We start from the raw sequence: 24,879 nt of genomic DNA, 5'->3' as shown, positions 1-24,879 counted from the left end.
CTCCCTCCAGGTGGTGCCCCGTCATGCCCGCGCTCCCGCGCCCTGCCTCCGGCCCCGGCTCCCGCTACACCGCCCGCGCCGCCACCAGCCGCCGCCGTCCCACGCGGCACACCGACGTCGCAGCCCTCGCCCGCATCCTCACCCCCCGCGACTTGTGGCTGACACGGATGCTCCACGAACACCGCGTCCTCACCACCCACCAGATCGCGAGCCTCGCCTACACCTCACTGCGCTCCGCACAGCGCCGCCTGCGCACCCTCCACGACAGCGGCGTCCTCGACTCCTTCCGTCCCCTGACGCAGACCGGATCAGCGCCCGAGCACTACACCCTCGGCCCCGTCGGCGCCGCCGTCCTCGCCGCCCACGCAGGATGCGACCTCGCCGACCTCGGCTGGCGCCCCAGCCACACCGGCCGCATCGCCTACTCCCCCTCCCTCGGGCACGACCTCGGCGTCAACGAACTCCTCACCCACCTCGCCGCCCGCGCCCGGACCGGCACCACCCCGTTCGCGGGACTGAACGTCTGGCTCTCGGAACGTTCCTGCGCCCGGCGCTGGGGCGACATCGTCCGCCCCGACGCCTACGCCGAATGGCAAGAAGGGGAAGCCAGGCTGTCGTTCTTCCTCGAGTACGACACCGGCAGCCAGCCCCTGCCGCGCGTCGAGGCGAAACTCGTCGGCTACGCCGCCTTCAGCACCGCCACCAGCACACAGCCAGCCCTGCTCATCCATACCCGTACCCATTCGCGCGACCAGGCCCTACGCCGCCGCCTCGCCGCCCCCGCACGCGACCTGGGCCTGAGCCTGGCCACCTCGTCCGCGGACTTCACCACCTCCAGCCCCTGGGGCCCCTGGTGGAGCCCACTCCAGAGCGGCGACACCCGCCGCACCACCCTCACCCAACTCGCCACCCGCTGGCCGCATCTCACCCCCGCCGCCGGGCAGGAGGCGACCGACGCCGACACCGCGCTCACCCTCCCCGTGCAACCGCTGCCGCCCGCCCCCGGGGCCGCAGGGTGAGTTCGCTGATCACCAGAACCGTCACGGGTATCGGATGCGCCGTCCTGGCCCTGCCCGTACTCGCAGTCGTCATCGTCGCCGCGGCGATCGGCAGCCTCCTCCCCGGCGGCAGCGTGTCGGCCGCTCCGAGCAAGCAAGCCATCGCCGACATCCCGCCCCACATGCTCGCCCTCTACCAGCGGGCCGCGCCCGAGTGCCCGGGCCTGTCCTGGAGCGTCCTCGCCGCGATCGGCAAGGTCGAGACTAACCACGCGCGGCACCCCACTATGGTCTCCTCAGCAGGGGCGGTAGGGCCGATGCAGTTCCTGCCCTCCACTTTTCCCGCGTACGCGCATCCCGTACCGCCGGGCGGGAAGAACCCTCCCACCCCTTGGGACCCCGTCGACGCCGTCCACGCCGCCGCCCGACTCCTGTGCGCCAACGGAGCAAAAGGCGGACGGAACCTCCGACGCGCCATCTGGCACTACAACCACAGCGACGCGTACGTCGACGAAGTCCTGAAAATCGCCTCCGAATACGCTGCCGCCGCACCGGCGCCAAGTCAGGCAGCAGCCCAGGCGGTTACCTTCGCCCGTGCCCAGATCGGCACCCCGTACGTGTGGGGCGGCGACGGCCCGTCCGAGGGAGGCTTCGACTGCTCCGGCCTCACCCAGGCTGCCTACCGCGCCGCCGGAATCGGCATCCCCCGCGTCGCCCAGGCCCAGCACGACGCCGGCCCCCGCCTCCCGAAAGGCACCCCACCCGCACCCGGCGACCTGCTGTTCTTCGGCACCAGCCCCCGCCACATCACCCACGTCGCCATCTACGCCGGAGGCGGGCGGTCCGTAGACGCACCGCACCCTGGGGCTGTCGTCCGCGAGGGGCCGGCGAACATCCACGGCGCCTCCTACCAGGGCGCCACCCGGCCTGCGGCACGAGGAGGCGCCCGGTGAAGCAGCCCGCCGCCCGCGAGGCCATCAAACTGCTGCGGACCATGACCTGGGTGCTGTGCACCGTCGGACTCCTCGCGCTGATCTTCACAACGGTCAACGTCACCCGCTTCGCCACGACCCGCAACGTGCCCCTGCCGATCGCGATCCTCCTCGACCCGATGATCGGAACCGCCCTGGCCGGCGTCCTGTACGTCGATGCACGCCTCGCCTCCTGGGGCATCCGTCCACCCGCCTGGTCCACCACACTGCGCTGGAGCGCCGGATGCACCGCTGCGCTGATGAACACCTGGGAGAGCCTGTGGCCCGACGGGCAGATCGGCTGGCCACGGCGAGCCGATCCAGCAGCCGTGCTGCTGCACCTGACCCCGGCCTTGCTCCTGATCGCCCTGACGGAAACGATCGCCGCCTACCGAAGAACCGTCACCGATCTGCTGGACCGGATCGGCTCCGCCGATCCTACCGATCCACCCGAACCGCCCGCAGCCCCCGCACACCGATCGCCCCGAACGCGCACCGATCCGGGCGACGCCGATCCAGAACCGGTCAACACTCCACCATCGAAGAACAGATCCGCCACCGAAGACGTCGTGGGCGCCGGCCCCGGCACCACGCCGGGCCGCGGCGGCCCCCACACGGGCGACAGCCCGCCCGGCGGCAAGCCCATGCCCCCCAAGCCCGACGCGGGCCCCCACGGGGCGGCGAACGCCGACGTGTGGCCACGTGCCGTTGCGCTCGACAGGGCTGCCCGGGCCGCGACGGGCAGTCCCGTGAGTATCTGGCGTCTGCGCACCGATCTCCATCTGGGTCCTCGCCGAGCCCGGCAGGTCCGCGAGCAACTACTTGCCCGCCACTCCGATCCGGGCCACCTGCCCAGATGATCTAAGCCGCATGTCTTCCGATCCACCCGTCCGTGCCACCGATCGGACGGTCGCCCCGCCACCGCGCTGTGACCGCTCGCCGATCGGCGCACACCGGATCCGGGGCACGGCCGCACAGCTCTCTGACGTGGTCTTACACGGGGTCGATCGACCCGCTTGACTTCCTACCCGGCATCGAGCGTCCATGGTCGTGGCCGACGAACCGAGCGGTCGCAGATACACAACCCGCTCGCGCCACAGCCATGTTCATGCCCGAGGCCAACGCGGTGCGCACGCGCTCGGCTGGACACCCGCGGACCTCATGACCGGTCCGCACCCCGGCCGGGGACCTCAACACCCCCTTCTCACGGAAGCGAGGCCCCCTCATGTCCGACACGACTCCCGACGGCACCCGTACGCTGCACGTGGCGCCCAACCCCGAACCCGTCAACGGACTCACCGGCGCACCCGCCGCGCTCTACACCGAGCTGGCGGGGCTCACCGAGCCCGCCACGGTCGCTGAACTCGCCCTCGCGGCCGGCCTGGGGCGTTCCACCACGGGCAAGGCTCTGGTCACCCTGGAGGAGCGCGGCCTGGCCGTGCGCATCCCCGGCGGCCACGACGGCCCCCGCCGCACCCCCGATCGCTGGCACCCCGCCCCCGCCACCGAGGCCACCAACGGCGACGAGCCCAGCCAACCCCACGCCGACGCCCAGCCGGAAACCCGGCCGGAGAACACCCCTGAGCCGGACACCAACGACACGGACACCCCCGCGGGCTCGACCGAAACCGAACCCGACACCACCGCCGAGCCGTGCGACCCCGCCGAAGCCCCGCCCACCCTCCCGACGACCGACACCCCTCAGGTCTCACCGCCCCAGGAAACCGAGCCCGCTGCAGGAGACGACGACGAAGAAGACCCGAACGGCGAGGACTCCCACGATGGCCCCGAGGCCACTCCCGCCCCGCAGGCCGACGCGGGACGAGCGGCTCAGCCAGCGGAGCCGATCCCCCTGCCGGGCGAGAAGAAGCGGCTGGCGCCCGGAGCCCTGCGACAGATGGTCATCGACCACCTCCAGGCGCACCCTGGCGAGGCGTTCACCGCGACCAAGATCAGCCGCGTGATCGAGAAGTCCTCCGGGGCCATCGCCAACGCCCTGGTCACCCTCACCCGCCAGGGCATCGCCGAGCAGGTGAGCGACAGGCCGCGCACCTACCAGCTGACCGCCGCCGAAGCGGGCCCGGAATAGCAGCATCACGGCATGAGGCCCGGCGGCGGCCACCCTGTTCACGGGGTGGCCGCCGCCGGGCCTCGTGCCGTCGCGTTCGCACCCGACCCGAGCCAGCACCTACTTGCCCTAGGCAACATACTTGCGCTCCAGGGAAAGTGCGGAGCAGTCCCGCCGCCTGCGCCCCGGCTCGCCAACACGCAAACGCTTCGGCACCTACCCCAACTCCGTCGGGTGATCGCCAACCTCACAACGTAACCATCGAGCGGGCACGCTCGGTTGGATCGACCATGAAGCGAATCACGTACGCCGCCGCAGCGGCCTTCCTCGCCTTGGCCGGCGCAGCTACCCCCGCACACGCAGACGCGACAGTCGAGGACGGCAACGTCGGATTGATCGTCAAGGGCAAGGGCTTGAAAGTGAACCGCGCTGGTGGCTGGATGGATGGCCACGGCACCGGTGTCCGAGCCCGCCTATACACGATTTATCAGGGCAGCCGAACCGACGTCACCGGCTGGAAGGACGCCACCCCGGTTACCGCGGGGCTGACGAAATTCTCAGATGCGGACTGGAACCTGAAGGGCCGGACGTTCCGTCACGGCACATGGCTGTGCATCGAGTTCAACAAGTCCGGCTCCGCGCCGTGCGCGAAGATCCGTCGCTGACGCGACACGGACACGTAGCGAAATTCCCGAAAGGCGCTCAAGGCAGTGGGTATTGGGCACAAAGCTGCGGGATGCGGCCGGGCCCGCCCGGCCGAAACGGCGGGGCGGGCCCTGGTGTGGCGCTGGACGGGCAGTGCAGGGGCTATTCGCCAGGGGCGGTGCCGGGGATGGCGTAGCTGCCCGCAGGCAAGATGCCCGTGGCGACTTGCGGGTCCATCTGGTCCTGGGCGCGGATGAAGTCGGCGCAGCGTCGGTTGGCCTGCTCGGGACTATCGGCGGTGGCCACGTGCACTCCCGTGAAGTTGTCCATCACCCGCGACGCCGACCGAACCGCGGGCGTGCTCCTGGTCCTGGTGCTCGATGCTGCGTTACCAGCGGTCGCCGCCTCCCGCCTCCCACCAGCCAGGGCGGCCGAGTTTGCGTAGCGGCCCCGGCGGCATCAGCGCGCGACCCGATGTCTTCGGCGCTGCCTGCATCTCTGCGGCTCGCTCCACCAGTAGCTGCCGGGCCGCTTCTATCCTCGCTTGTTTCCGGGCCAAGCGCAGTCTCTCAGTCTGCTTCTCAGGGGTCTCTTGCAGCGCCAGGTAGCACGGACCGCAGTAATAGTAGGGCTCCGTTAGGTCTTCCCGATCATGTTTGGGCGGAGCATGTTGGACGGATGGACATGTGGCAGGTCGAGGGCCTGCGGGCGGAGTTAGCGGAGTTCGTGGCGGATGTGTTCGCGTCGGTGCCGCGGCGGGATCAGCGGGCGAAGGGCAACTGCTACCTGCGGGGGCTGATGCTGGACGGGCGGCGCAAGTCGATCCAGCCGATGGCCGAACGGCTGCCGGACGGCAACGAGCAGAACCTGCAACAGTTCGTGAACCAGTCCACCTGGGATCCGGTCCCGGTGCGGCGGCGGATCGCGGAGCGGATGGTCCCGCTGATCGGCCCGGAGGCATGGGCGGTCGATGACGTGTCGTTCCCCAAGGACGGCCGGATGTCGGTCGCGGTCGCTCACCAGTACTGCGGCGCGCTGGGCAAACAGGCCAACTGCCAGGTCGCGGTGAGCGTGCACGCGGTCACCGACACCGCGTCCTGCCCACTGCAGTGGCGCTTGTTCGTCAACGAGGACTGGGCCGCCGATGCTGAACGGCGGCAAAAGACCGGGATACCCGAGGACATCGGGCACCGCGAGAAGTGGCGGCTGGCCCTGGACGTCATCGACGAGCTGACGGGGTGGGGTCTGGTGCCGCCGGTGGTGGTGGCCGACGCCGGATACGGGCAGAACGCCGACTTCCGGGACGGCCTGGACAGCCGCGACATCGGATACGTCGTCGCGGTGCGCTCGGACGTGACCGTCCACCCGCACGACGCGTTACCGGCCACCCCGCCCTGGTCCGGCACCGGCCGCCGCCCACAGCCCCGCTATCGGGACAAGCCGTCCTCGGTGGCCGCGCGCGCGGCAGTCCACGGACGGCAGTCGTTCACCCCGGTCACCTGGCGGGAGGGCTCACGAGGACCGATGCGCTCACGCTTCCTGGCCGTGGCGGTGCGGCCGGCCGGGGTGCGGGCCCGGCGCCTGGCCCAGGCCACCGCCACGGACCACGACGGCCACTGGGACGGCGTCCTGCCCGAGGTCACGCTGCTGGTCGAATGGCCCGCCGGAGCCGAAGCACCCACCGGCTACTGGCTGTCCAACCTGCCCCACGACACCCCGCTCGCCGAACTGGTCCGCCTGGCAAAGATCCGCTGGCGCATCGAGCACGACTACCGGGAACTCAAACACGGACTCGGGCTGGACCACTTCGAGGGCCGCTCCTGGACCGGCTGGCACCACCACGTCACCCTCGTCACCGCCGCCCACGCTTTCCTCACCGAACACCGACTCTCCCCAAAAGCCCGCACGCCGGACTGTCCCTCTACCAGGTTCTCGACGCACTCCAGAGCCTGCTGATCTGCTGGACCGGCATCTGCACCACCTGCCACCGCCCCCTACCCACACCAACCGGCAGACGCCTCTCAGCAAGATCCAGATCGACCTAACGGAGCCCTACTAGTAAGTGAGAAGGATGAGTACAGGCCAGAGATACGGCATGAGCAGGGATGCGCTGGAACGGGCACCGGTGCACGGGATGCAGGGGGCCGGGCGCCGGTTGCAGGTAGATCGGGATGCGTTGCTGCACCGATATACAGTCGGCCCCGCTCACCGGTGGCTCGCAGGGCCCCTGACCTGCACTCTCCGCCTGCTCGGGGGCGTCGTATCCAAGTGCGCACACGGAAGCGGCTGCTGAGACGACGACGGATACGGCGAGGTGAACGACATTGGATCCGCTCGGAGCAATGCACCCTCAGGATGGCGTTGAGCTGGGCTTTTATCGCTTCTGGCGGGAGCGCTCCAGGGCTGCGACGAGGGCCCCGGTGGCCGGCTCGGGTTCGAGGCCGAGGTCGGCGAGGTGCCTTTTGAGGCGGGTGTAGATGTGCCGGGCGGCGTCGGGGCGCCCGGCGGCTTGGTAGAGCCGGATCGCGTGCTGGGCGAGTCGCTCGTGGTCGGGATGGATGGCGCTGAGGTGCTCCAGCAGCGGGAGAACCGTGTGCCGCTCGCCCGGCGTGGCGCTGGCCCGTTCTGCTTTTCGGGCCAGGCGCAGGACGGCGTCGGTGGCTTTCATCGCGAGATGCTCGCGGATGGCATCGCCCCAGAGGTAGTCGCCGCCGTAGGCGAAGGGGCCGCGATATAGGGCCACGGCCTCGCGTGCCGCATCGAGGGCGTCATTCTCGTCCTCTGCGGAGAATGCTCGGTTCAGCTTGTGAGTGAATTCTTCGAGGTCGGTCTCTACGAGCTGCGGGTTCAGTTTATGGAATTCTCCTTGAAGGAGGATGAATTCTTGTGAGGTGATGCCGGTTGCCGTACGCAGGGTGCGGCGTACGGCGCGGCGCAGGTTCTTCAGCGCGTTCTGCTCGCTGCCTGGATCGATGTGGAGTTTGTCGGCGATGTCGGAGGCGAGCAGTCCGGTGGGGTGGGCCGCCAGGAGGGCGAGGAATTCGTGGGCTTCGGGCCGCATCTGGGTGCCGATGGGGTCTGGGTTGCCGCGGGCGTGGAGGGTGATGGGGCCGAGGACGTGGAGGCGTACGGGTTTGGTCTGTGCCGGCCGCTGCTGGTCGACGGGGTGCGGGCCAGGGGGGTCTTGTTCCGAGGCGGGCTCGGTCTCGGTTGCGGTTTCGGTTTCGCGGGGCTGGCTGTTGGGTGTTGGGCTGGCGGCGGGGAGGACGCGAAGGCGGGGCCGCTGTCCGTGGGCGGTCAGCAGGACCTCGATCACATCGCGTCCGGCCTGGGGCGTGATGTAGAATAGCCTGAGCGGACTGGAGTGTTGTCTGCCGGCGGAAGGGCCGGCGGCGGTGCCGTCCTCGGCGATGTGCCAGGTGGCAGCCCCAGGCAGTGGGGTGCCCAGGGTGAGGACGATCAGGGCGCCGGGGCGGCTGCGGGCGGCCAGTGCCTGAAGCTGCCCGGTGTGTGCGGTGTCCGGCGCGGTGAGCAGGAGCATGGTGCCAGGGCCGGTGTCCGGAGCGGAGGCTGCCACGGTCGCTTCGGTGGCGGCGGGCTCGTCGTCCTGTTCGTCTTCGGCGTAGGCGTGAGCGAGAAGGTGCTGCTCGGCGGCCTGGATGGCGCACGCTGTATCGGCTTCCTGGGTCAGGGCCGTGAACTGCGGCGGTAGTCCAGGCAGCAGACGCTCGGCCAGGTCTTCGGACACGACGGCCTTGACGCGCGGGGGTCCGGGGCGTTGGCGCTCAGCGGCGGTGAGGATCCCGGCGAGGAGGGCACGGGCGGCGCTCTCTGCGCCGGAGCCCTGCCAGGCGCAGCCTCCGGGCAGGGCCAGCTCGCTCAACGAGACTTCCGTGTCGTCGCGGACGCCGATCGTGACCGTTTCCGCAGGGCGTGGTGGCTGCGGAGGTGTGCGGCGGGTGACCAGGGCTTCCGGGTCGTGTGGGCGGTGGGGCTGGGTGGCGGCGTGGGCGGCCTGCGCCGCCTTGTCCACCAGAGGGCTCAGGGAAGGGACTTCGCCGTCCAGGCCAGGTTCCCTTCGGCGGGTTTGGTGCCAGTACCAGTAGCGGCGGGCGGCCAGTAGGCCGGCCGCAGCGGTGATACCGATGAGGCCCGCTTCTCCGAGTCCGATAGCGGCGGGGCCCATCCGGCTGTCCGCCGCGCCGGACTGCTGCTCGGCGCGACGACCCGGTCCCGTGTTGGCTTCCTCCGTGCCCGGCTGGTGTGCGGGTTTCTGCTCCGGTCCGAGGGATGGTGATGCGGGCACAGCGGCAGCGGGTGACGCGGGCCTGGTGTCCGGTTCGGGGCCTGGGGCGGCGGGGACGGGGGGCGGCGGCGGGGTCGCCTTCTGGGTGATGGGGAGGGTCAGCTGCCAGCCGGGCTGGATCCGGTCGGGGTCGGTGAGCCGGTATCCGTCGCTCTGGACTCGGTCTTTGTTCAACTTGTAGATCCGCGGCCACTTGAGGCTGTCTCCCAGGTGGGTGTGCGCAATGTCCCAGAGGGTGTCGCCCTCGACCACGGTGTACTCGACGTGCCGGACAGCTTCGTCAGCGGCCGCGGCCTGGGCCGAGTTGAACCGGGCGGCCGCAGAACGGGAGCCGGCTGCCGCGGCTGCTCCCGCAAGGGCGCCCTGCCGGCTTGGAGCGGGGACGAGAGGGGCTGTCGCAGCGGTATGCGCCCTCAGCTCACCTGTGAAGGCGGGCTGCTGGGCGTCGGCGGGCTGGGGGCGCCACAGGCCGATCAGGGCCACGACGAGGGTGCCGATGCACAGCGCGGCCAGAGATCCCTTCACGGACAGCGTGGCCACATGCTCGGCGTGGGCGTGGCGGTCACGCAGCAGCTGCGGGAGGTGAGTCGTGTACCAGATGGTCTCGCGGACCACCGTGCAGGCGAAGGCAGCCCAGCAAATCCACCCCACCACGGCCAGCAGTTCGATCAGCAGCGGATCGCCGACTGGCTCGGCCAGCCGATTTGCGAATTGTCCCCAGGAGTAGACGCGTTCGGGCCAGGGGAGGCCGGCGGCCCGCCACAGGACGTAGGGCATCCCGGCCAGCAGGGCGAGCGTGACCATAAGGGTCCCGCCCGCGGTGAAGGCTGCGGTCAGCCTCTGTCGTAGCGCGAGAGGGTGCATCATCGCTCGCTCTCTTCGGCCGCAAGATGCGGTGCATGGTCCTTCACGGGGTGGCGCGTTCGGCGTGTGCGGTACCGGTCGCGTGCACGGTGAGGGCGCTCACTCCGATCAGCTGCAGGATCTGGGCACGCTGGTGGTGGGTGACCGAGACGGTTACGGCATCGCCCTTGACGGTCGCGCTCCCCTGGTTGCCGGTGGAGGCGACGTAGGAGCGGGCTGCCGCTACGGCCCGCTCACGCACGAGCCGTACGTCGCCGCCGCGCCGGAGCTGGCCGACGTCGAGCTGCTGCGCGCCGGTACGGGCGGCTTCCTGCGCCACGTCCAGCGCCTTGGCCTTGCCCGCCAGGGCGAGCCCGCCGTCGACGACGATCCCGGCGAACAGCCACAGCACGGCGACCACACCGACGACGAGGGCAGTGACCCTCCCCTGGTCATCCCCGGCCGCCAGAAGGACACGGGCGTGGGATCGGCCCGCTTGGGTTCGTCGGTTCACGGGGAGCTCCGGAAGGAATCGACCACGGAGAAGGCCGTGTCGGTCAGCAGTACTCGGCCAGGCATCCCGGTCAAGGTGAGGTCACCGAGATCGGCGGTGCAGGAAACCCGCGCGGTAACGGAGGCACCCGGGGCGAGGCCCCCGGTGGACAAACGCACACGCGGCCGTGCGCAGGCGGTTCCGGCCGCGCGCAGGGCCTCGTTCGCCGCTTGCCGTGCCTGAACGTGTGCCTGCTTCTCGCTGCGGGCCAGGGAGCCGGCCCGAGCCGCCTGGTGTGCGGCGTCCGCCACCACTAGGCGGGCATCGGAGAGCCGCCCCAGCGCCACCACGACCAGGAAGACGAGCACGAGCAGCGGCGTGACCAGTACCAGCTCCACCGCCACGGAACCGCGCTCCCTGTCAGCGCGTGTGCGAAGCAGGCGCCCGATCACGGCCGCGCTCCGGTGGGAATGGTGATCCTCTCGGTGGGCCCGGAGGCTGTACCGGAGGCGTGCAGTACCAGTCCGGGGACCGGGACGACCCGCATCACCGTTCCGTCGACGCGCACGGTGGTCTGTGTTGCGGAGCGGCTGACGGTCACCGACGGGGCGGTCAGGACCTGGCTGCCCAGTGCGGCCAGGCTGTGCCGGGCCTGGTCCTGACCACCCGCTGCGCTCCCGTCCTCGACGCGGGCTGCGGCCAGCGCTCTCTGGGCGGCGAACTGGGCGACATGCGAGGCGTGCCAGAACAGCGCGAACTGCACCGCGAGCAACGCGAGCAGTAGGACCAAGGGGACTACGAGGACGAGCTCGGTGCACACCGCACCGCGATCGCTGAGGAACCTGCGAAGGAAGACTGTCACCGGCTAACCGAGGCTGATGCCGTTGGCCTTGGCGATGACCTTGGCCGCGATGATGCCCACGACGGCCAGGGACAGGATCGCCAGCAGGGCGGTGACCACGATGGTCTCGGTGGTGTAGCCCGCATCCGAACGGGCGTGCCGACGGACGTCGGCGAGGCGTGCGCGCACCCGGGAGGCGAGGGTGTCGAGGTGGTTCACGGCGAGTGCTCTCTCTGTCGTACGTGAGATGGGGGTGGGTTCAGCTCATGGACATGACGTGCGCCAGTGCGGGATAGCCGATCAGCAGCAGGAAGGCCGCGAAGAGCCCGACCACGGGCAGTGACATCCGTTCGGTGGCCGCCTGCGCGGCACCGTCGGCCTCCGAGATCCGGCGCCTTCGCATCGCTCTGGCCTTCGCCGCGAGCGAGCCGCGGATCTTGGCTCCTTCGCTGCCGGCGAGGCTCAGCGTCGAGGCGAGCTCGGTCAGGTCGGCCACGGCCAGCTGCCGTCCGAGATCGCCCAGGTGAGTCCAGGGGCTGGTGCGGGTGAGCTGGGCGAGGTGGAGGGCGTGCCGGAGCTTGGCCGCCGCCCATCCCTGTGGCGCGGCGACTGCTTGGGCGAGGGCCTGCTGGATGCCAGCCCCGCCCGCCAGGGCGATCACGGTCAGGTCCAGTACGAGGCTGAGGGTGTGCCGCATCTGTTGGCGCCGGCGCGCAGCCTGCTGGCGCAGGCTGAGGTCGGGCGCGAAGAACAGCGCCGCGGCCAGGGTGAGCGACCCCGCCAGCGGCACCCACCAGCCCGTCGCCACATCGGCGCCCAGGCGCATCAGCAGTACGGCGGCCCACGGGGTGACAAGCCCGGCGATCGCGCAGACCGCCTTGCCTGCCAGGTGGTGGTCCTCGTCGGTGCCACATACGGCCAGATCCGCGCGCAAGGTGGCGGTGGGGAAGCCGAGTGCCCGTACCAGGGGCACCAGGCGTGTGCCGAGGCGGGTGGCCCATTCAGGATCGTCTCGCCCGTTCGTCGGCGACTCTGACGGCGCTGGCGTGTTGAGAGCGGTAAGGACATCTACGAGGGCAGGGCGGGGCGGGCGCAGCCCGTAGACGAGAGCGGTCGCCCCGGCACCGAACAGCGCGCCAAGCAGCATCACGATCACCGCTTACCTCCAGCAACAGGTTCCGTCGCGGCGAGGGCAGGGGCGCATCTGATGAGGCGGATCGGCTCGTCGATCCGGCCGATCACCGTCAGATAGCTGAAGCTGGCGGCGAAGAGAACGCCCACCACCGCGAGGACCAGCTGCCCTGTCAGGGTGTCGAAGGGGTCCAGGTACGGGCGGTTGAAGACGATGAGCCCCACCGCCATCCCCAGGGTGACGATCACCGTGACGCGCACCCCGGTACGCACGCTGGCCCGCCCGGCATCAATGCGCTGTCGCATCGCCACCTGCTCACGCACGGAGTCCGCCAGCTCCCCCAGCAGTGGTCCGAGCTGCCTGGCCTGCTGCTCGGCAGCCATCACCAGGGCGGCCACCACCACGTCCGCCAGAGGATCCTCGATCTCTTCGGCGAACACCCGCAGCGCGCCCGGGAGAGGACGCCCCGAGCGGACAGTTGCAGCCAGCCCTTGCAGCTCCGGCTCGAGCGCCGTCGGCGCGATGTCCGCGGTCGCCAGCACCGCCTGCTCAAGACCGGCCGCCGCAGAGAGGGTGTCGCGCAGCATCTCCGTCCAAGTGGCCAGCGCCTCCATCTTCTCCGTGCGCCGGGCCGCTGCCCGGTCCGGTCCGAGCAAGCCCGGGAGGGTCAGCATGCCGACGCAGGTCAGCACGGCCACGACCGGCCAAGCTGTCAGCGCCCCCACGACCACGCCCGCCACTACCGCGATCAGCACACGCCGTGCGGTCCAGGCCGCAGGCAGCCGGGCCGCCAGGGCCATCCACACGCCGGCCTGCTGCTCGCGTGCAGCGCGCCGTACAGCGCCGTACCCGATGGCCACCAGGCCGAGCCCGAACACGGTGCCGCACGCCACCGCGATCCCAGAGATGGCCTCGGGCCCCAACATGCTGCTCATCGCGCCGTCCCCCACCACTGATAGGCCGCGATCTGGGGGTCGAGTCCTGCGGCAACGAGGTCATCGAGGGTGTCGGGGCGAAGCGGGGCGGCGGGCACCGCGCCCCCGTCCGGCCCGGGCCGGTAGACCTCGTTGGAGACGACCTGCGCCCCGTCGGCGTCGATGACCTCGCGGACCGAGTCGATGACCCGCCGGCGAGTGGCATCCCAGCCCAGGTGGACGACGAAGTGCACCGCGGAGGCCACCATCAGGTTCGTCGCCTCCAGCGTGAGCCGCTCCGGTGCCTGCGCGGCGTAGGAGGCGAGTTTGGTGAACACCCCGCGCGAGGTTGAGGCGTGAATGGTGGACAGCGAGCCGTCGTTGCCCTGCGACATGGCGTTGCACATCGGGATGACCTCGGCGCCGCGGATCTCTCCGACGATGACCCGGTCCGGGGACATGCGCAGACCCCAGCGCACCAGTTCCGCCTGGTCGATGCCGCCCTGGCCCTCGATGTTCGGCTCGCGTGCCTGCATGGCCACCACGTTCGGGTGTGCCGCAGGGTTGGCGTCCAGACCGAGTTCGAAGGTGTCCTCGATCGTCACGAGCCGTTCCTCGGGCGGGATCTCGTGGGCGAAGGCGCGCAGCACGGTGGTCTTGCCGACGTTCGTGCCGCCGCCGATGACGATGTTCTTGCGCGCCCGCACCAGAGCTCTCAGGAAGCGGGCGAGCTGTGCGTCGCACACGCCCAGCCGCACCAGTTCGTTCATGGAGGCGGCGGGGAAGCGGTGACGGCGGATGGTGAGTGACACGCGTCCCGTCACCGCCATCACGGCGAACATCCGGGACCCGTCAGGGAGCCGCAGGTTCAGGCGGGGCATGCCGCGGTCGAAGCGCCGTTCCTCATCGCCGGCATGGGCCGCCAGATCGCGGACCAGCGCGACAAGTTCGGCGTCCGAAGCAGCTACTGGCGCCTCACGGCGCCAGGTGCCCGACGAGTCCTTGACCCACACCACGTCAGAGCCGTTGATGCAGATGTTCTCGATCGTCTCGTCGGCCAGCAGCCGCTCCAGGCTCCCGGTGCCGAACAACGCGTCCTTGACCGCCTGGGCGATGCGATCCTCCACTGCGGCATCGATGACCTGAACGCCCTGGGCCAGGGCCTGGCGCCGCCGCGCACCGAGTTCCTCGGCCAGCAGCCGCCCCACGGTTGCCTGCCTGGCAGTCTCGTCGTCCGGTGGCAGACCGGCCAGCTCGCGCTCACCCGCGTACGCCGCCAGCCGTGACGTCACCCTCTGCCGGACCACTCCGGCCAGCTCGCGCTCGTGGTCCCCGAGTACCGCGCCCGGCAGCACCATCAGCTCACTCATGATCCGGTTCCCTCATTTCCTCCCAGCACCCGGGACAGCGCCTCGCCGCCTCGCCCGGCCATCCGCGCCCCACAGCTGTCAGCGGCATAGTCGTACTCCGTCTCACCGACCCTGGTCCTGCTCTCCCAGGCACCGGTGAGCTCACGGGCCAGTGCCCCTGCGGCAGACAACAGCGGAGGTGTCCAAAACCCGGTGGTGCGACGCCAGACGCCTCGCCCGGGGGTGCTGATCGCGGCCACGCCCTTGGCGTCCCAGGGAAGAAACACCACGTGCTCGATGCCGAGCGACCTCGCGATCTCCCCCGACGGATACGGGCACGGCCCGACCACAGCCAACGTCAACCGCCCGGAATACGAATCAGCGTCCAGTCCGTACCTGGACACGTGAGTGAGGGGCTCCGCGCCGCCACGCGTGACGATCACCACGTGGTCAGCCGCATCGACCAGCGCGGCGGCGTCCTCGCCGAGCCGCCCCACGTCCAGCAGCACCGTTCCCACATCGCCTTCTTCACCCCGCAGTACACGCCGTCCGGCCTCGCCGGCCACCAGCCGCACCGCCTGACTGCACGGACCACGGCCCGGAACCGCGGCCACCGCCCGCACACCGAATGGCAGTTCACTGACCGCCCCCAGCAGCGAGCCCGGGTACGGCTGCCCTGCCGTGGCCGCCACGTCCAGCAGCGAGGGAGCCGTCGGCAGACCGAAGCGGATCATGAGGTCACCGCCGGAAGCGTCCGCCTCCACGACCACCGGCCGCACCCCGCCGTCCGCCACCTGCGGCCACATCGTGGCCAACGCCAGCGCCGCCGTCGTCACCCCCGGCGCACCAGTGATCGATCCAATGGCGACCAGCCGCCTCACGGGGCCTCACGCCCCTGCGCAGGGAGCACCACCACACGCGGATGCTCCAGTCGCGCCGCTCGCCGCGCCGCCCCCGTCTCGACCAGCACGGTCACGACCCTCGGTCCGCCAGCGGACTCCGGAGCCCGCACACCCGTCACGGTCCCGGCCACAGGCGAGGCAGCCTCCTCCTCGGCAGCGGCCACGGCGCCGGCACCAACAGGGCCGGGAAGGACGGCGACGCGTTCTCCAGGAGTCAGATCCGGTGGCGCCCCGCCCACTTCCACGGCGAGCGCCACCTGCGACAAGCCCTTCGGAGGGAAGGAGGCTTCCGTCCCCACCTGTCCTGGCGCCAGCAGCGACCCGGCCACCAGCGGCACCTTCGCCTTCCGCCCCAGCACACTGTCCCGCTCTGCAAACGGCACCACACCCGCGTCGGCCGCCACCGCCACGGCACGCAGGTCACCCGGCCCAAGCACCCGGCCCGCAGGCACGTCCCGGGCCAGCACCAACACCTGGCTCCGCTGCCCGGCGGACTGCACAATCCACGTGAAGCCGACAGCCGAGACCACCACCGCCCCCACCCCGGCCCACACCCAGCCCACTCTGCGCCGCCGACCGCCCGTCACCGCCGGCTGCTGCTCCGGACCCGCCCGGCGCGCGCCAGGCACTCTGAGCCCACCGCCCTTTACAGCAGAGGAAGAGATGGAGGTACCCACAATTCACCTCATCAAGAGAGTTCCAACGTCCATCGATCCGGCGTACCGCTCTACGGGCCGGTCGGCCCATCACCGCGTGACAACGGCCTGCACCTCGTCCACCACCAGCTGTCGCGCAGCAGTCATCACCAGCCCAGGCACCACACCGGCCTGTCCGCCGCCATGCCACTCGACGTCCCAGGTCACCCGTACGGACACCGTGTACGCCTTGCCGGGCACGGAGACCGACGCACGCCGGTACGTGTATCCGCAGTCCGGCGACGACGCCTTGGGGCTGAACGCCTCCGAGTACTGCGTCCCCGGCCCCCGGCAGACCACGCTGCCGCCCTCTCCCATGGACCACACCGCCCGCTGAGGTCGTGCGATGGCTGTCACCGTCACCCCGTCCACTGCGGCCGAAGCAGAGACCGGACCCCAGCTACCACGCTCCACCCACATCCACGTCGGCACGTGAACCACCTGAACAAGGTCCTCATCCGGACTCATGCGAATCACTGGCTGCGGCAACTCCAAGCGCTCCACCGCCCGCTGAACGACCAACTCCACCGGCACCGGACGACTTCCGGCCACCTCCGGCCGTTTCTCCTGGCCCTCGATATCGAAGCGCGGCAAGATCCCCACGCCGCCGCCCAGATCGAACTCCCAGCCCGTTGACGTGATCGTCGGCGGTCCCGTCGACCTTCCGCCGCCGGGCTTCGACGACTCTCGGTTAGAGGTCGGCGGACTCTTCGCCGAGCGGCCTGCGCCTGCCTTTCCCCTGACGCTCGTCGCCTCCGCGTCGCACGCACCAGGCCCGCAGGTAACCCCGGCACCCGTACTCAACCCGTCGTCGGCCACCACGCCATGCGCGGTTAAGAGCACCACGATGCAGGCCGCAGCCACTGTCACCGGCCCGGCGGGGTCTTGCCTCAGCAACTCCCGACCTGCCCGACGTACAAACGGTCAACCCACCAGCCGCCACCCCTCTGAAGAAGGGTCGCGTCGATGCGATGATGCCCGCCTGGTACGTCGTTTTCCGGCTTGCCGTCACTGGTGTAGTGGAGCCAGTCGGTGGCGTCCACGCAATCTCGGATCACCACCCTCATCGTTCCGTTGCCCTCCACGACAGGGTCGAGATGCAGCTGGCCCTTGGTGACGACCTCCTTCTTGCGGTCCTCCGTCATCATGTGGCGCAGCAGCTGCAGCGCTCCGCCAGAGGCGTGCGCATCTAGTCCGGGATGCTTCGCGTCCGAAGTCTCGGCGGCGGCAGCGAGGTCGTCCCACATCGCCCGGTAGGCAGCGAGCGCCTCCACTGGCTGCACCGCAGGCGTCCGAGACGGAGCCACCGGCTTGCCCGGCAGTGGCCTGGCATCTGATGAGGCCTTCGCGCAGCCCGCCAGTAGCAACCCCGCGACCGCCGCAATCGCCCCTGCTCGAAGAGCAATGGCTCGCCCGTGCGACTTCACCATCCCCGCCTTCCATCACTCATTGCACATGAACGAAGACTGTACGTAATCATATGCGGCTTGGGTTACCCTGCGCCGTGGCGATGAATCGGGACACGGGCTGTCGACTGCCTTTTGTTTCCGGCCCGTTACACGAGTGGAGCCCGCTTCGAGACGCCACGCGAACGAGGGCGGTGTACCGCTCGATTGAGCGACACCCCGCCCTCGTATCCGCCAGAGCTTCGATCAGCGGGGCCGACCGCGCGGGCGCCCACCCTCAGCGGCCGGGCCAGCCATACCGACTTCGTCCCCTTCCCCGCCTGGACACGTCAGGGTGATCTTCTACGGCTTCCCGAAACGTCGGGCCCCTCTTACCGTTTTTCACGTTCATGAAACGAACGATTTCTGCTTCCCTGCTCGCGCTTGGTGCGCTCACCACCGTGTCCGCTCCAGCCGAAGCCGTTCCGAGCTCCGCCCGAATGGCAGTGGCCGAGTGGAACTCGTGCGGGTACTACCCATCTACGAACCTCAAGCTGCGGACCGGTCCGAGCACTCGGCACACTGCGATCGGCCTGCTGACGCCCAAGGACACCGTGCACATCCTCAAGGAGCACGGCGGCCTCTACCAGGTGTCTCTGGATCAAGATTCCGCGACAGGACTCAAGGCCGGGATGACGGGATGGGTGACCAAGCACCTCACGGCCCACGTGTGCATGAACCTCAGCTGACCCTCGAGGCCTTCCGGCTGATTGGCCACGGGCTGGCCGAGGCCGGCCCCATGGCCAGCGACAGCTCCCAGGGCGCAAGCCGTGCCGCAGAGGGCACGGGTCGGCGCTCGGGGAGCCGTCCCTGCATCAGGTCATGCACTACGCGGACGGTGTAGAGCAGGTGGTCATCGAACGCGGTCCAAGCAGGCGGGTCCGGCGGCCGTTGCTCGGTAATCGGATTCACCGCAAACGGGTTGTAGTCCATCTCTCCACCGCCCCAGCCGTCCGAACCAGTGATCCTCATCCTAGGGATCCCGTACCGGACGCTCCGTCAGATCGGCGCGTCAGCTCACCCTCGCGTCAGACTCAAGGCGAGCCAGGCCACCTTGCTGCGGTCGTCGACCACGCGGTAGCCCCACACCCCGGCCGTCAGTTCGTGCACGATCTGCAGGCCGCGCCCGCGTTCGGAGAGCAGCGCGAAGACCGCGTCCAGGTCGCCCTCGGGCTCGGCGCGACTGTGGCCGAGCGACCCCGTCGCCTTGAAGTCGGAGAGGTCAGGGACCTTGCGGTCGTGGTCAAGAACCTCGCAGATGATGTCGGCGGCCGTCACGCGCAGCCTCAGCTCGTACGGGCCCTCCGCGTGTTCCGTGGCATTTGCGACGAGCTCCGACGCGGCGAGCACGCCGTCACTCACTGCCTCTCCGGGGAGCCCGAGCCGTCCGAGGGTCCGCCGGAGCACCGCCCGCGCCTCCGCGGCTGGGTTGGGCGTACAGCTCGTCCAGCGGTACAGGGCCTCGGAGGTACTGCGCCTCATGGCGGTCATCGCGATGTACCTCCCCGAGCGGCGTGGCGGCGTCGGTCGATGCGACGGTGTCGCCCGCGGCCGGAACGCATGCAGGCGATCACCTCCCCCCTCAGCGGGGGTACGCCGATAGCTGCGGCGGGCAGCAAGAGAATGGATGCGAACAGGACGGTCGGCAACATGACAGCCTCCGCGGCAATCGCGATCGGGACGCGACCACCACACCGTGGAGTGCGGCAAGAGCGGAACTGCCCTCTGACGAGGACTTTGAGGACTTCCGTCTCCCAGCGACACGGCGAAGTGGCTCGTGCGGGTCACGGGCCAACCATGGCGGCCCCCATGACTCCTGCCGATGGGGGTTTATGAGCATCCGGGGGCCACCATCGGGCCGACGGCCCATGTCAACTGGGACCATAGGGACGTGAGTAACGCTCTGGGCCAATGGGGCCCCCTCAGCCCAGCCGAAGTGTCCGAGCTATTCGAGGGAGCGAAGTTCCCCTGGTGGATCGCCGGCGGGTACGCCATCGAACTGGCTGTCGGCCACCCACTTCGGCCGCACGACGACGTGGACATCCTCGTCCTGCGCCGCGACCAGGCAGCCATCCAAGCCCATCTCACCGGCTGGGACCTCCACGTGGCCGATCCACCGGGAGCCGGACAACTCCGCCCGTGGCTTCCTGAGGAATCCCTGGAGCTGCCTCTGAACGGCGTCTGGTGCCGCCCCGCCCCCGAAGAGCCGTGGGCGTTCGAGCTGATGCTTGACGAAGCCGACGGCGACGACTGGGTGTCGCGACGCGATCCGCGCGTGCGCCTCCCGATCGCCCGCCTGGGCAGGGTCACCCCGGGTGGCATCCCCTACCTGTCTCCCGAAATCCAGCTCTACTACAAGGCAAAAGCAGTCCGCGCCAAGGACGAACTCGACTTCGAGGCCGCCCTACCGCTACTCGGAACCGAGCAGCGGTTCTGGCTTCGCGACGCGTTGGAGACGACGGCACCGTCCCACCCCTGGATCGAGCGCCTTAGGTAGTACCAAGGCCAGACGGTAGCGCGTGTCAGCGGTCATGCAATTCCCCAGTTTCTGGGGCTTGAGCGTCACACAATTCGGCTCTGTCGCTGATCTTGTGATCGGGCGGGTGTTGTCGGTGGCGGGTGTCATCGTGTCCCGGGTGTACTTCGCGGAGTTTCGAGGCGCTTGTGCCTCATCTGGCCGGTGTCGTCGTGGAGTTGGTTGAACGGGCGGTCGGCAGGATCACGCTGCATGCCCGTGTACGTGGGGCCGATGCGCGGTGCCCGCACTGCGGCAGTGTGTCCGGGCGGGTGCACGGCCGGTACCTGCGGCGGCTGTCCGACGCAGCGGTCAGCGGCGCCCGAGTGGTGATCGAGCTGCTGGTGCGCCGGTTCCGGTGCCTGAACGCTGCCTGCGCGGCGGTGACGTTCGCCGAGCAGGTCGCCGGACTGACCAGCCCGCATGCCCGCTTCACACCCCTTCTGCGCGGGATGCTGACCTCGATCGCGGTGGCCCTGGCCGGTCGGCCGGGCAGCCGCCTCGCGACGGCACTGGGAGTCCCGGTGGCCAAGGACACCCTGTTACGCCTGCTCAGAGCCTTTTCTGACGAACCGATCGGACCAGTCAGGGTGCTGGGTGTCGATGACTTCGCGCTCCGCAGGGGCGACTCGTACTCGACGATCCTGGTGGACCTGGAACGACGGCGCCCAATCGCCGTGCTGCCCGGACGCGAGGCCGGGCCACTGGCCGCCTGGCTCGCCGGGCACCCGGAGGTGGAGATCATCTGCAGGGATCGTGGTGGGGCCTACGCCGAGGGCGCCCGCACCGGCGCCCCGCAAGCCGCGCAGATCGCCGACGGCTGGCATTTATGGAAGAACCTTGGCGAGGCGGTGGAGAAGACCGTCGGAGCCCATCATGCCTGCACCCGGGCCGTGTTCGAGAACGTCACGCCGGTAGCCCCGCCACCCGGGAACGGCATCTGGGAGGTGCCGCCGTTGGCAGCCGAGACGATGCTCGACGTGTGCGGGCGGGAACGCCGTCTGGTGACCCGGACCAAGGAACGGTATGCCGCCGTGCAGAAGCTCCTGGCCGAGGGCGGCTCGTTGGAGGGAGTCTGCCGCACGCTCAGGTTGGACCGGTCCACCGTGCGCCGCTTCGCCCGCGCCACCAGCATCGACGAACTGCTGGTCACGGCCACCAACCGGTCCAGCATCCTCGATGAGTACACAGCCCACCTGAACCAGCGGTGGAACGAGGGCTGCCGCGACAGTGCGCAACTCCACCAGGAGATCCGGGCCATGGGCTTCGAGGGCAGCATCCAAACTACCCGGCGCTACCTCCGCCCCTTCAAGGACACCACCGCCGCACTAGCGGCACCCCGGCCGACTCCGAGGCCCCGCCGCGTCGTCAGATGGATCATGACGAACCCCGGCAACCTCCCCGACGAGGACGCCCTCACCCTCAAAGAGATCCGAGCCGCCTGCCCCGAACTCGACGCGACCACCCGACATGTCCGCGACTTCGCCACGATGATGCGCGACCTGACCGGCGACCAGCTCCCCGCCTGGATGGAACGCGTCAAACACGACCCCCTGCCCGCACTGCACTCACTGGTCAACGGCCTACGCCGCGACCTCGACGCGGTCATCGCCGGCCTCTCCAGCACGTGGAGCTCCGGCCAGGTCGAAGGCCAGAACACGAGAGTCAACCGGATCAAAAGGGACGGATACGGCCGGGCCAACTTCGACCTCCTCCGCATCCGCATCCTGCACCGGAGCTGACCAGCCCGATCACAAGATCAGCGACAGAGCCGAATTACGTGACCGTCCACAACGCGGCGTCCGCTGCCGGTCAGCCGAAGGTCAGCAGCGGAACGTCGTAGAGATCCGGGTTCCGCGGGCGCGTCATGCGGGGCGCAACTACTTCAACCACGACGAGCTCGTTCAGGAATTGAACCTTGGCGCTGAGCAGGTGACTCGTGCGGCCGTCGGCGGACTGGGCCTTGAGCCCAGCAGAGACGTGGATATGGGGCAGGATGCCACCAGTTTCGGGGTCGTAGGCAAGGGTGCCGGCGCCGAAGGCTTCGACGTTCGTCACGTGGGTCCTGGACCACACAGGGGCGTCGGGATTCTCCAGCTTTTCGCAGGCACCGACGATGTCCGCTTCGGCAAAGGCACCGATGAACGATGGGATGTAACCCTGCTGGACGCCGTGCTCGCGGCAGAAGGTGGAGAGCGTCTCGAAGAAGTCCTCGCCGTGGTCGAAGGTGAGGCCGAAGGTACGTCCTATGGTCAGTTCATGGGCTCGCATGGTGGTTCCTCTTTGGGTCGCCGCGCTATTTCGGTCAGTACGCCCGGGAGGCGAACTCGTCGGCGATCGTGTCACGGTCGGCGCCGCCGCCGATCAGTGATCCGAGGAGGAGGCGTGCCTGGTACGGGCTCAGGTCTCCGGCCGGAATGAGGCCCCGGCCGATCAGATCCTTCTCCGAGCCCGGGAAGCTGTACGTTCCCCGCAGCACCGGGCCGTTCCCGATGCGGGAGGAGAGCACAACCGGGATGTTCCGTGCCATCCGGTTCAAGGTCTCCACCGTCGTCGCCGGGACGTGGCCGACTCCGAATGCCGCCACGACGAGCCCCTCGCACCGGCCTTCCCACAGCTCAAGGAGGTCGCCTCCATCGCCCAGCGTCACGGTGTACAGCCCCACCCGGGCATCCTGATCGGGGAGCGGCAGGGCCGGGCGGCGCGTCGGCAGGCCGGCGCGCAGCCGGACGCGGTCTTCCGCGAAGGTACCGAGGGGCCCGACGGAGGGCGAGGTAAAAGCGGCCGGGCTCGTCGTGTGAGACTTTCGGACGTGCCGAGCGGCGTGGATCTCGTCGCCGAGGACAACAAGGCAACCTGTCCCTCTTAGCTGGGGATCCGCTGCCGCCGCGACCGCTGCGTACAGGTTGGCGGGACCGTCAGCGCCCGGCATGGTCGGGTTGCGCATGGCTCCGGTGACAACGACTGGCTGCTCGTGGCCGTGGTGGATGTCGAGGATGAAGGCCGTCTCCTCGATCGTGTCGGTGCCCTGTGTGATGACAACACCGTCCACATCACGACCGCTCAGCGTCTTCGCGATCTCCGCACTCAGATCCGTCAGGTCGTTGAAGGTCAGCGAGGCGCCCGGAACCCTCCGGAAGTCGTGAACGCGCAGGTCGACACCTTGGGACTCCAGTCCGGGGACCGCGGCCAGGAGGTCGTGGGCAGACAGCGCCGGTACAACACCTCCCGTCGCGGGGTCGGTCGTCATGGCGATAGTTCCGCCAAGGGAGTAGATCGCCACCGTCTTCGCCACGCCCACCGTCGCCCCCAAGTCCCCGTCGGCTCACGCCTGTACGGATTCGTGTGCCGTAGATCGTTTGGTGAAGGCTATCGGTTCGTGCTCGGTACGGCACCTGCCCCCGGCTGCAACTGCGCCGCCGCATAACCGCACGCGGTATCCAGCGCCTCCACGCCGAGGTGGCGGCTACGCGGCCGGGCAAGGCCGACGGTTCCCTCCACGGCCAGCTGGCGGCACCGTCGCATGAGCCACGTACGGTCAAGGCCGAGGTAGTCGGCTGTGGCGGCCAGCCGCACTCCCGGCGTCGGACCAGGGGTGACGGTATGGGTCTTCGCGAATCCGGTGGCATCGGCGAACGACCGGAGCACGCGAGGGCCGGCCGTGACCACAGCACGCGGGACTGCTTCCGTGCGTACCCACGTCGCGATGGCCGCCCGGTGCCCCGGGGCCAGCACGAAGCCGTCTGTCTGTTCCAGGTCAGGCTCCTCCGTCACCCAGGTGGTCACGCCGTACGACTCCATCAGCGCAATCGCCAGGAAGAGCAGCACCCTTTCGTACGTGGGCGACGGATCGACCGCCTGCTGGGGAATGCAAAATGCGCGCCCCACCCCGCTGTCCGTGTTCCCTGGAGACAGGAGCTGGAGGTAACGGAGCTTGTGCCGGAAGAACAACCACGTCGCCGCTTCCTCACCCTTTTGCTCACGTGTCCAGAAGACCGGCCGATCACCTAGGTTGTGGCGCTGCTGGAGGATGAAAGAGGCACACGTCTGGGACCCGATCAGCATCTGTGCACCGTCGGTGAGGTCGTCACGGAGGGCCCGCTGGGCACCAGCCCGTAAGAGCTCCTTCGGCTCGACGTCGAGGAGGTCATGCAGGGCTGCGTCATCGCCGAGCAGCGCGGAATCGAATCCGGCGACAGCCCACAGGATGCCGTACGTGAGGTCGTCGAGTTCGTATGCCGCAGGAACGGCGATGGTGTCGGCGCTTGGCGTACGGGAGACAGCCCCGCGTGCGTCCGCGGCGAAGTGGCGGTGTCTTCCATCGATCACGCGGGAGGCGATGACGAGCGCTCTCTGCGGCATACGCGTCCACGCCTCCAGCTCCCGAGTAGACGCCAGCCACAGGGAATTACCGCGGAAGGTGATGGCCGGCGCCGCAAGCGCCGGGAGCGCCGTCAGGGGCAGGTTACGGCCGGCCGGCAACAGGACTTGCCCTGGTCCGTCGGACAGCGGCAGGTAGCCGTTTACCCCGTCGGAACCCGTCTCAGGGCGCTCGGCGGCCGGGAGCGGCCGCATCAGGTCCGACGGTATCCCGAGGGCCTCCCCCCACTGTGCGAGCTGGCGGCGGTCTCTGATCTTCTTCTGTCCCCTCTCCAGCCGGCTGACCTCTGCCTGGTCGATGTTGACTAGTGATCTGGTTCGGAGATGCGCGAGCAGTAGCGGCAGATGCGATCGAGGATCTGGTCGGCGGTCTTGGTCCACT

26 protein-coding genes and 1 pseudogene are annotated in these 24,879 nt (G+C 69.6%); 9 read left to right on the top strand and 18 right to left on the bottom strand.

What is annotated here, in order from left to right; genetic code table 11:
* Positions 1–23: 23 nt before the first annotated feature.
* The 5 genes from MTF69_RS41060 to MTF69_RS41040 all read left to right on the top strand — a co-directional run bounded on the left by MTF69_RS41060 (position 24) and on the right by MTF69_RS41040 (position 4,702).
* On the top strand, positions 24–1,019 hold the full coding sequence (locus MTF69_RS41060; protein ID WP_243341918.1) for a replication-relaxation family protein: 996 nt from the start codon (positions 24–26) through the stop codon (positions 1,017–1,019).
* Positions 1,016–1,951 carry a bifunctional lytic transglycosylase/C40 family peptidase gene (locus MTF69_RS41055; RefSeq protein WP_243341917.1) on the top strand — a complete coding sequence of 312 codons (936 nt, stop codon included), beginning with the start codon at positions 1,016–1,018 and terminating at the stop codon, positions 1,949–1,951. Before MTF69_RS41060 ends, MTF69_RS41055 begins: the two co-directional genes overlap by 4 nt.
* Positions 1,948–2,829: an extensin gene (locus MTF69_RS41050; RefSeq protein WP_243341916.1), complete on the top strand. Its 882-nt coding sequence runs from the start codon at positions 1,948–1,950 to the stop codon at positions 2,827–2,829. The genes MTF69_RS41055 and MTF69_RS41050 overlap by 4 nt, the downstream gene beginning before the upstream one ends.
* Before the next feature lie 365 nt (positions 2,830–3,194).
* Positions 3,195–4,058 carry a helix-turn-helix domain-containing protein gene (locus MTF69_RS41045; RefSeq protein WP_243341915.1) on the top strand — a complete coding sequence of 288 codons (864 nt, stop codon included), beginning with the start codon at positions 3,195–3,197 and terminating at the stop codon, positions 4,056–4,058.
* 269 nt (positions 4,059–4,327) lie between these two features.
* Complete coding sequence (locus MTF69_RS41040; protein WP_243341914.1) at positions 4,328–4,702, top strand: hypothetical protein; 375 nt, start codon at positions 4,328–4,330, stop codon at positions 4,700–4,702.
* A 142-nt stretch (positions 4,703–4,844) separates the two neighbouring features.
* On the opposite strand, the gene MTF69_RS41035 is transcribed toward MTF69_RS41040, so the two are convergent.
* Positions 4,845–4,988 carry a hypothetical protein gene (locus tag MTF69_RS41035; RefSeq protein ID WP_243341913.1) on the bottom strand — a complete coding sequence of 48 codons (144 nt, stop codon included), beginning with the start codon at positions 4,986–4,988 and terminating at the stop codon, positions 4,845–4,847.
* A 372-nt stretch (positions 4,989–5,360) separates the two neighbouring features.
* Between MTF69_RS41035 and MTF69_RS41030 the strand changes: the two genes are divergently transcribed.
* Positions 5,361–6,638, top strand: a complete 1,278-nt coding sequence (locus tag MTF69_RS41030) for an IS701 family transposase (protein ID WP_243341912.1) — start codon at positions 5,361–5,363, stop codon at positions 6,636–6,638.
* A gap of 418 nt (positions 6,639–7,056) precedes the next feature.
* Here MTF69_RS41030 and MTF69_RS41025 read toward each other — a convergent pair whose 3' ends face one another.
* The 12 genes from MTF69_RS41025 to MTF69_RS40970 form a co-directional block, all read right to left on the bottom strand.
* A complete protein-coding gene (locus MTF69_RS41025; protein ID WP_243341911.1) occupies positions 7,057–9,855 on the bottom strand; it encodes a BTAD domain-containing putative transcriptional regulator in 2,799 nt (932 codons plus the stop codon).
* 40 nt (positions 9,856–9,895) lie between these two features.
* Entirely contained in the window at positions 9,896–10,345 is a 450-nt protein-coding gene (locus tag MTF69_RS41020; RefSeq protein WP_243341910.1) for a pilus assembly protein TadG-related protein, read from the bottom strand.
* Positions 10,342–10,722 carry a TadE/TadG family type IV pilus assembly protein gene (locus MTF69_RS41015; protein WP_243341928.1) on the bottom strand — a complete coding sequence of 127 codons (381 nt, stop codon included), beginning with the start codon at positions 10,720–10,722 and terminating at the stop codon, positions 10,342–10,344. The genes MTF69_RS41020 and MTF69_RS41015 overlap by 4 nt, the downstream gene beginning before the upstream one ends.
* A 50-nt stretch (positions 10,723–10,772) precedes the next feature.
* Positions 10,773–11,186, bottom strand: coding sequence for a TadE/TadG family type IV pilus assembly protein (locus tag MTF69_RS41010; RefSeq protein ID WP_243341909.1), 414 nt, complete (start codon positions 11,184–11,186; stop codon positions 10,773–10,775).
* Between the two features lie 3 nt (positions 11,187–11,189).
* Positions 11,190–11,384, bottom strand: coding sequence for a hypothetical protein (locus tag MTF69_RS41005; RefSeq protein ID WP_243341908.1), 195 nt, complete (start codon positions 11,382–11,384; stop codon positions 11,190–11,192).
* 40 nt (positions 11,385–11,424) lie between these two features.
* Entirely contained in the window at positions 11,425–12,138 is a 714-nt protein-coding gene (locus MTF69_RS41000; protein WP_243341907.1) for a type II secretion system F family protein, read from the bottom strand.
* Between the two features lie 179 nt (positions 12,139–12,317).
* On the bottom strand, positions 12,318–13,232 hold the full coding sequence (locus tag MTF69_RS40995; RefSeq protein ID WP_243341906.1) for a type II secretion system F family protein: 915 nt from the start codon (positions 13,230–13,232) through the stop codon (positions 12,318–12,320).
* Positions 13,229–14,581, bottom strand: a complete 1,353-nt coding sequence (locus MTF69_RS40990; RefSeq protein ID WP_243341905.1) for a CpaF family protein — start codon at positions 14,579–14,581, stop codon at positions 13,229–13,231. The genes MTF69_RS40995 and MTF69_RS40990 overlap by 4 nt, the downstream gene beginning before the upstream one ends.
* Entirely contained in the window at positions 14,578–15,441 is an 864-nt protein-coding gene (locus tag MTF69_RS40985; RefSeq protein ID WP_243341904.1) for a hypothetical protein, read from the bottom strand. Before MTF69_RS40985 ends, MTF69_RS40990 begins: the two co-directional genes overlap by 4 nt.
* The gene (locus tag MTF69_RS40980; protein WP_243341903.1) at positions 15,438–16,016 is read right to left on the bottom strand and encodes an SAF domain-containing protein; all 579 of its coding nucleotides are present in this window, start codon (positions 16,014–16,016) and stop codon (positions 15,438–15,440) included. Before MTF69_RS40980 ends, MTF69_RS40985 begins: the two co-directional genes overlap by 4 nt.
* Positions 16,017–16,208: 192 nt before the next feature.
* Positions 16,209–16,751, bottom strand: a complete 543-nt coding sequence (locus MTF69_RS40975) for a hypothetical protein (RefSeq protein ID WP_279346873.1) — start codon at positions 16,749–16,751, stop codon at positions 16,209–16,211.
* A gap of 296 nt (positions 16,752–17,047) precedes the next feature.
* The gene (locus MTF69_RS40970; protein ID WP_243341902.1) at positions 17,048–17,587 is read right to left on the bottom strand and encodes a hypothetical protein; all 540 of its coding nucleotides are present in this window, start codon (positions 17,585–17,587) and stop codon (positions 17,048–17,050) included.
* A gap of 455 nt (positions 17,588–18,042) precedes the next feature.
* Here MTF69_RS40970 and MTF69_RS40965 point away from each other — a divergent pair, with 455 nt between their 5' ends.
* A complete protein-coding gene (locus MTF69_RS40965) occupies positions 18,043–18,291 on the top strand; it encodes an SH3 domain-containing protein (RefSeq protein WP_243341901.1) in 249 nt (82 codons plus the stop codon).
* Here MTF69_RS40965 and MTF69_RS40960 read toward each other — a convergent pair.
* Positions 18,284–18,535, bottom strand: a complete 252-nt coding sequence (locus tag MTF69_RS40960; RefSeq protein ID WP_243341900.1) for a hypothetical protein — start codon at positions 18,533–18,535, stop codon at positions 18,284–18,286. The genes MTF69_RS40965 and MTF69_RS40960 overlap by 8 nt on opposite strands.
* 84 nt (positions 18,536–18,619) lie before the next feature.
* Complete coding sequence (locus MTF69_RS40955) at positions 18,620–19,093, bottom strand: ATP-binding protein (protein WP_243341899.1); 474 nt, start codon at positions 19,091–19,093, stop codon at positions 18,620–18,622.
* Positions 19,094–19,538: 445 nt separating this feature from the next.
* On the opposite strand from MTF69_RS40955, the gene MTF69_RS40950 reads away from it, so the two are divergent.
* Both MTF69_RS40950 and MTF69_RS40945 read left to right on the top strand, forming a co-directional pair.
* The gene (locus MTF69_RS40950; RefSeq protein WP_243341898.1) at positions 19,539–20,099 is read left to right on the top strand and encodes a nucleotidyltransferase domain-containing protein; all 561 of its coding nucleotides are present in this window, start codon (positions 19,539–19,541) and stop codon (positions 20,097–20,099) included.
* 122 nt (positions 20,100–20,221) lie between these two features.
* Positions 20,222–21,859 (top strand): ISL3 family transposase, encoded by a 1,638-nt coding sequence (locus MTF69_RS40945; RefSeq protein ID WP_308401518.1) that lies wholly within the window; start codon positions 20,222–20,224, stop codon positions 21,857–21,859.
* A gap of 70 nt (positions 21,860–21,929) precedes the next feature.
* On the opposite strand, the gene MTF69_RS40940 is transcribed toward MTF69_RS40945, so the two are convergent.
* The 3 genes and pseudogenes from MTF69_RS40940 to MTF69_RS40930 all read right to left on the bottom strand — a co-directional run.
* Complete coding sequence (locus MTF69_RS40940) at positions 21,930–22,388, bottom strand: PPC domain-containing DNA-binding protein (RefSeq protein ID WP_243341896.1); 459 nt, start codon at positions 22,386–22,388, stop codon at positions 21,930–21,932.
* A 34-nt stretch (positions 22,389–22,422) separates the two neighbouring features.
* Positions 22,423–23,412 carry an asparaginase gene (locus tag MTF69_RS40935; RefSeq protein ID WP_374325619.1) on the bottom strand — a complete coding sequence of 330 codons (990 nt, stop codon included), beginning with the start codon at positions 23,410–23,412 and terminating at the stop codon, positions 22,423–22,425.
* A 74-nt stretch (positions 23,413–23,486) separates the two neighbouring features.
* Positions 23,487–24,879, bottom strand: a pseudogene (locus tag MTF69_RS40930) (hypothetical protein); the annotation flags it as partial.

The sequence above is a fragment of the Streptomyces sp. AP-93 genome, from assembly GCF_022808175.1.
Taxonomy (GTDB): Bacteria; Actinomycetota; Actinomycetes; order Streptomycetales; family Streptomycetaceae; genus Streptomyces.
Note: the sequence above shows the minus strand (reverse complement) of the source record. Positions and strands in the feature narration are given on the sequence as shown.

What these genes read in the sequence shown, in the direction of transcription:
- MTF69_RS41025 (WP_243341911.1), bottom strand. Translation starts at nt 9,855, where the DNA reads ATGATGCACCCTCTCGCGCTACGACAGAGGCTGACCGCAGCCTTCACC.
- MTF69_RS41030 (WP_243341912.1), top strand. Translation starts at nt 5,361, where the DNA reads ATGGACATGTGGCAGGTCGAGGGCCTGCGGGCGGAGTTAGCGGAGTTC.
- MTF69_RS40965 (WP_243341901.1), top strand. Translation starts at nt 18,043, where the DNA reads ATGGCAGTGGCCGAGTGGAACTCGTGCGGGTACTACCCATCTACGAAC.
- MTF69_RS41045 (WP_243341915.1), top strand. Translation starts at nt 3,195, where the DNA reads ATGTCCGACACGACTCCCGACGGCACCCGTACGCTGCACGTGGCGCCC.
- MTF69_RS41060 (WP_243341918.1), top strand. Translation starts at nt 24, where the DNA reads ATGCCCGCGCTCCCGCGCCCTGCCTCCGGCCCCGGCTCCCGCTACACC.
- MTF69_RS40960 (WP_243341900.1), bottom strand. Translation starts at nt 18,535, where the DNA reads ATGGACTACAACCCGTTTGCGGTGAATCCGATTACCGAGCAACGGCCG.
- MTF69_RS40940 (WP_243341896.1), bottom strand. Translation starts at nt 22,388, where the DNA reads ATGCGAGCCCATGAACTGACCATAGGACGTACCTTCGGCCTCACCTTC.
- MTF69_RS40970 (WP_243341902.1), bottom strand. Translation starts at nt 17,587, where the DNA reads ATGGTGAAGTCGCACGGGCGAGCCATTGCTCTTCGAGCAGGGGCGATT.
- MTF69_RS40990 (WP_243341905.1), bottom strand. Translation starts at nt 14,581, where the DNA reads ATGAGTGAGCTGATGGTGCTGCCGGGCGCGGTACTCGGGGACCACGAG.
- MTF69_RS40995 (WP_243341906.1), bottom strand. Translation starts at nt 13,232, where the DNA reads ATGAGCAGCATGTTGGGGCCCGAGGCCATCTCTGGGATCGCGGTGGCG.
- MTF69_RS41040 (WP_243341914.1), top strand. Translation starts at nt 4,328, where the DNA reads ATGAAGCGAATCACGTACGCCGCCGCAGCGGCCTTCCTCGCCTTGGCC.
- MTF69_RS40955 (WP_243341899.1), bottom strand. Translation starts at nt 19,093, where the DNA reads ATGACCGCCATGAGGCGCAGTACCTCCGAGGCCCTGTACCGCTGGACG.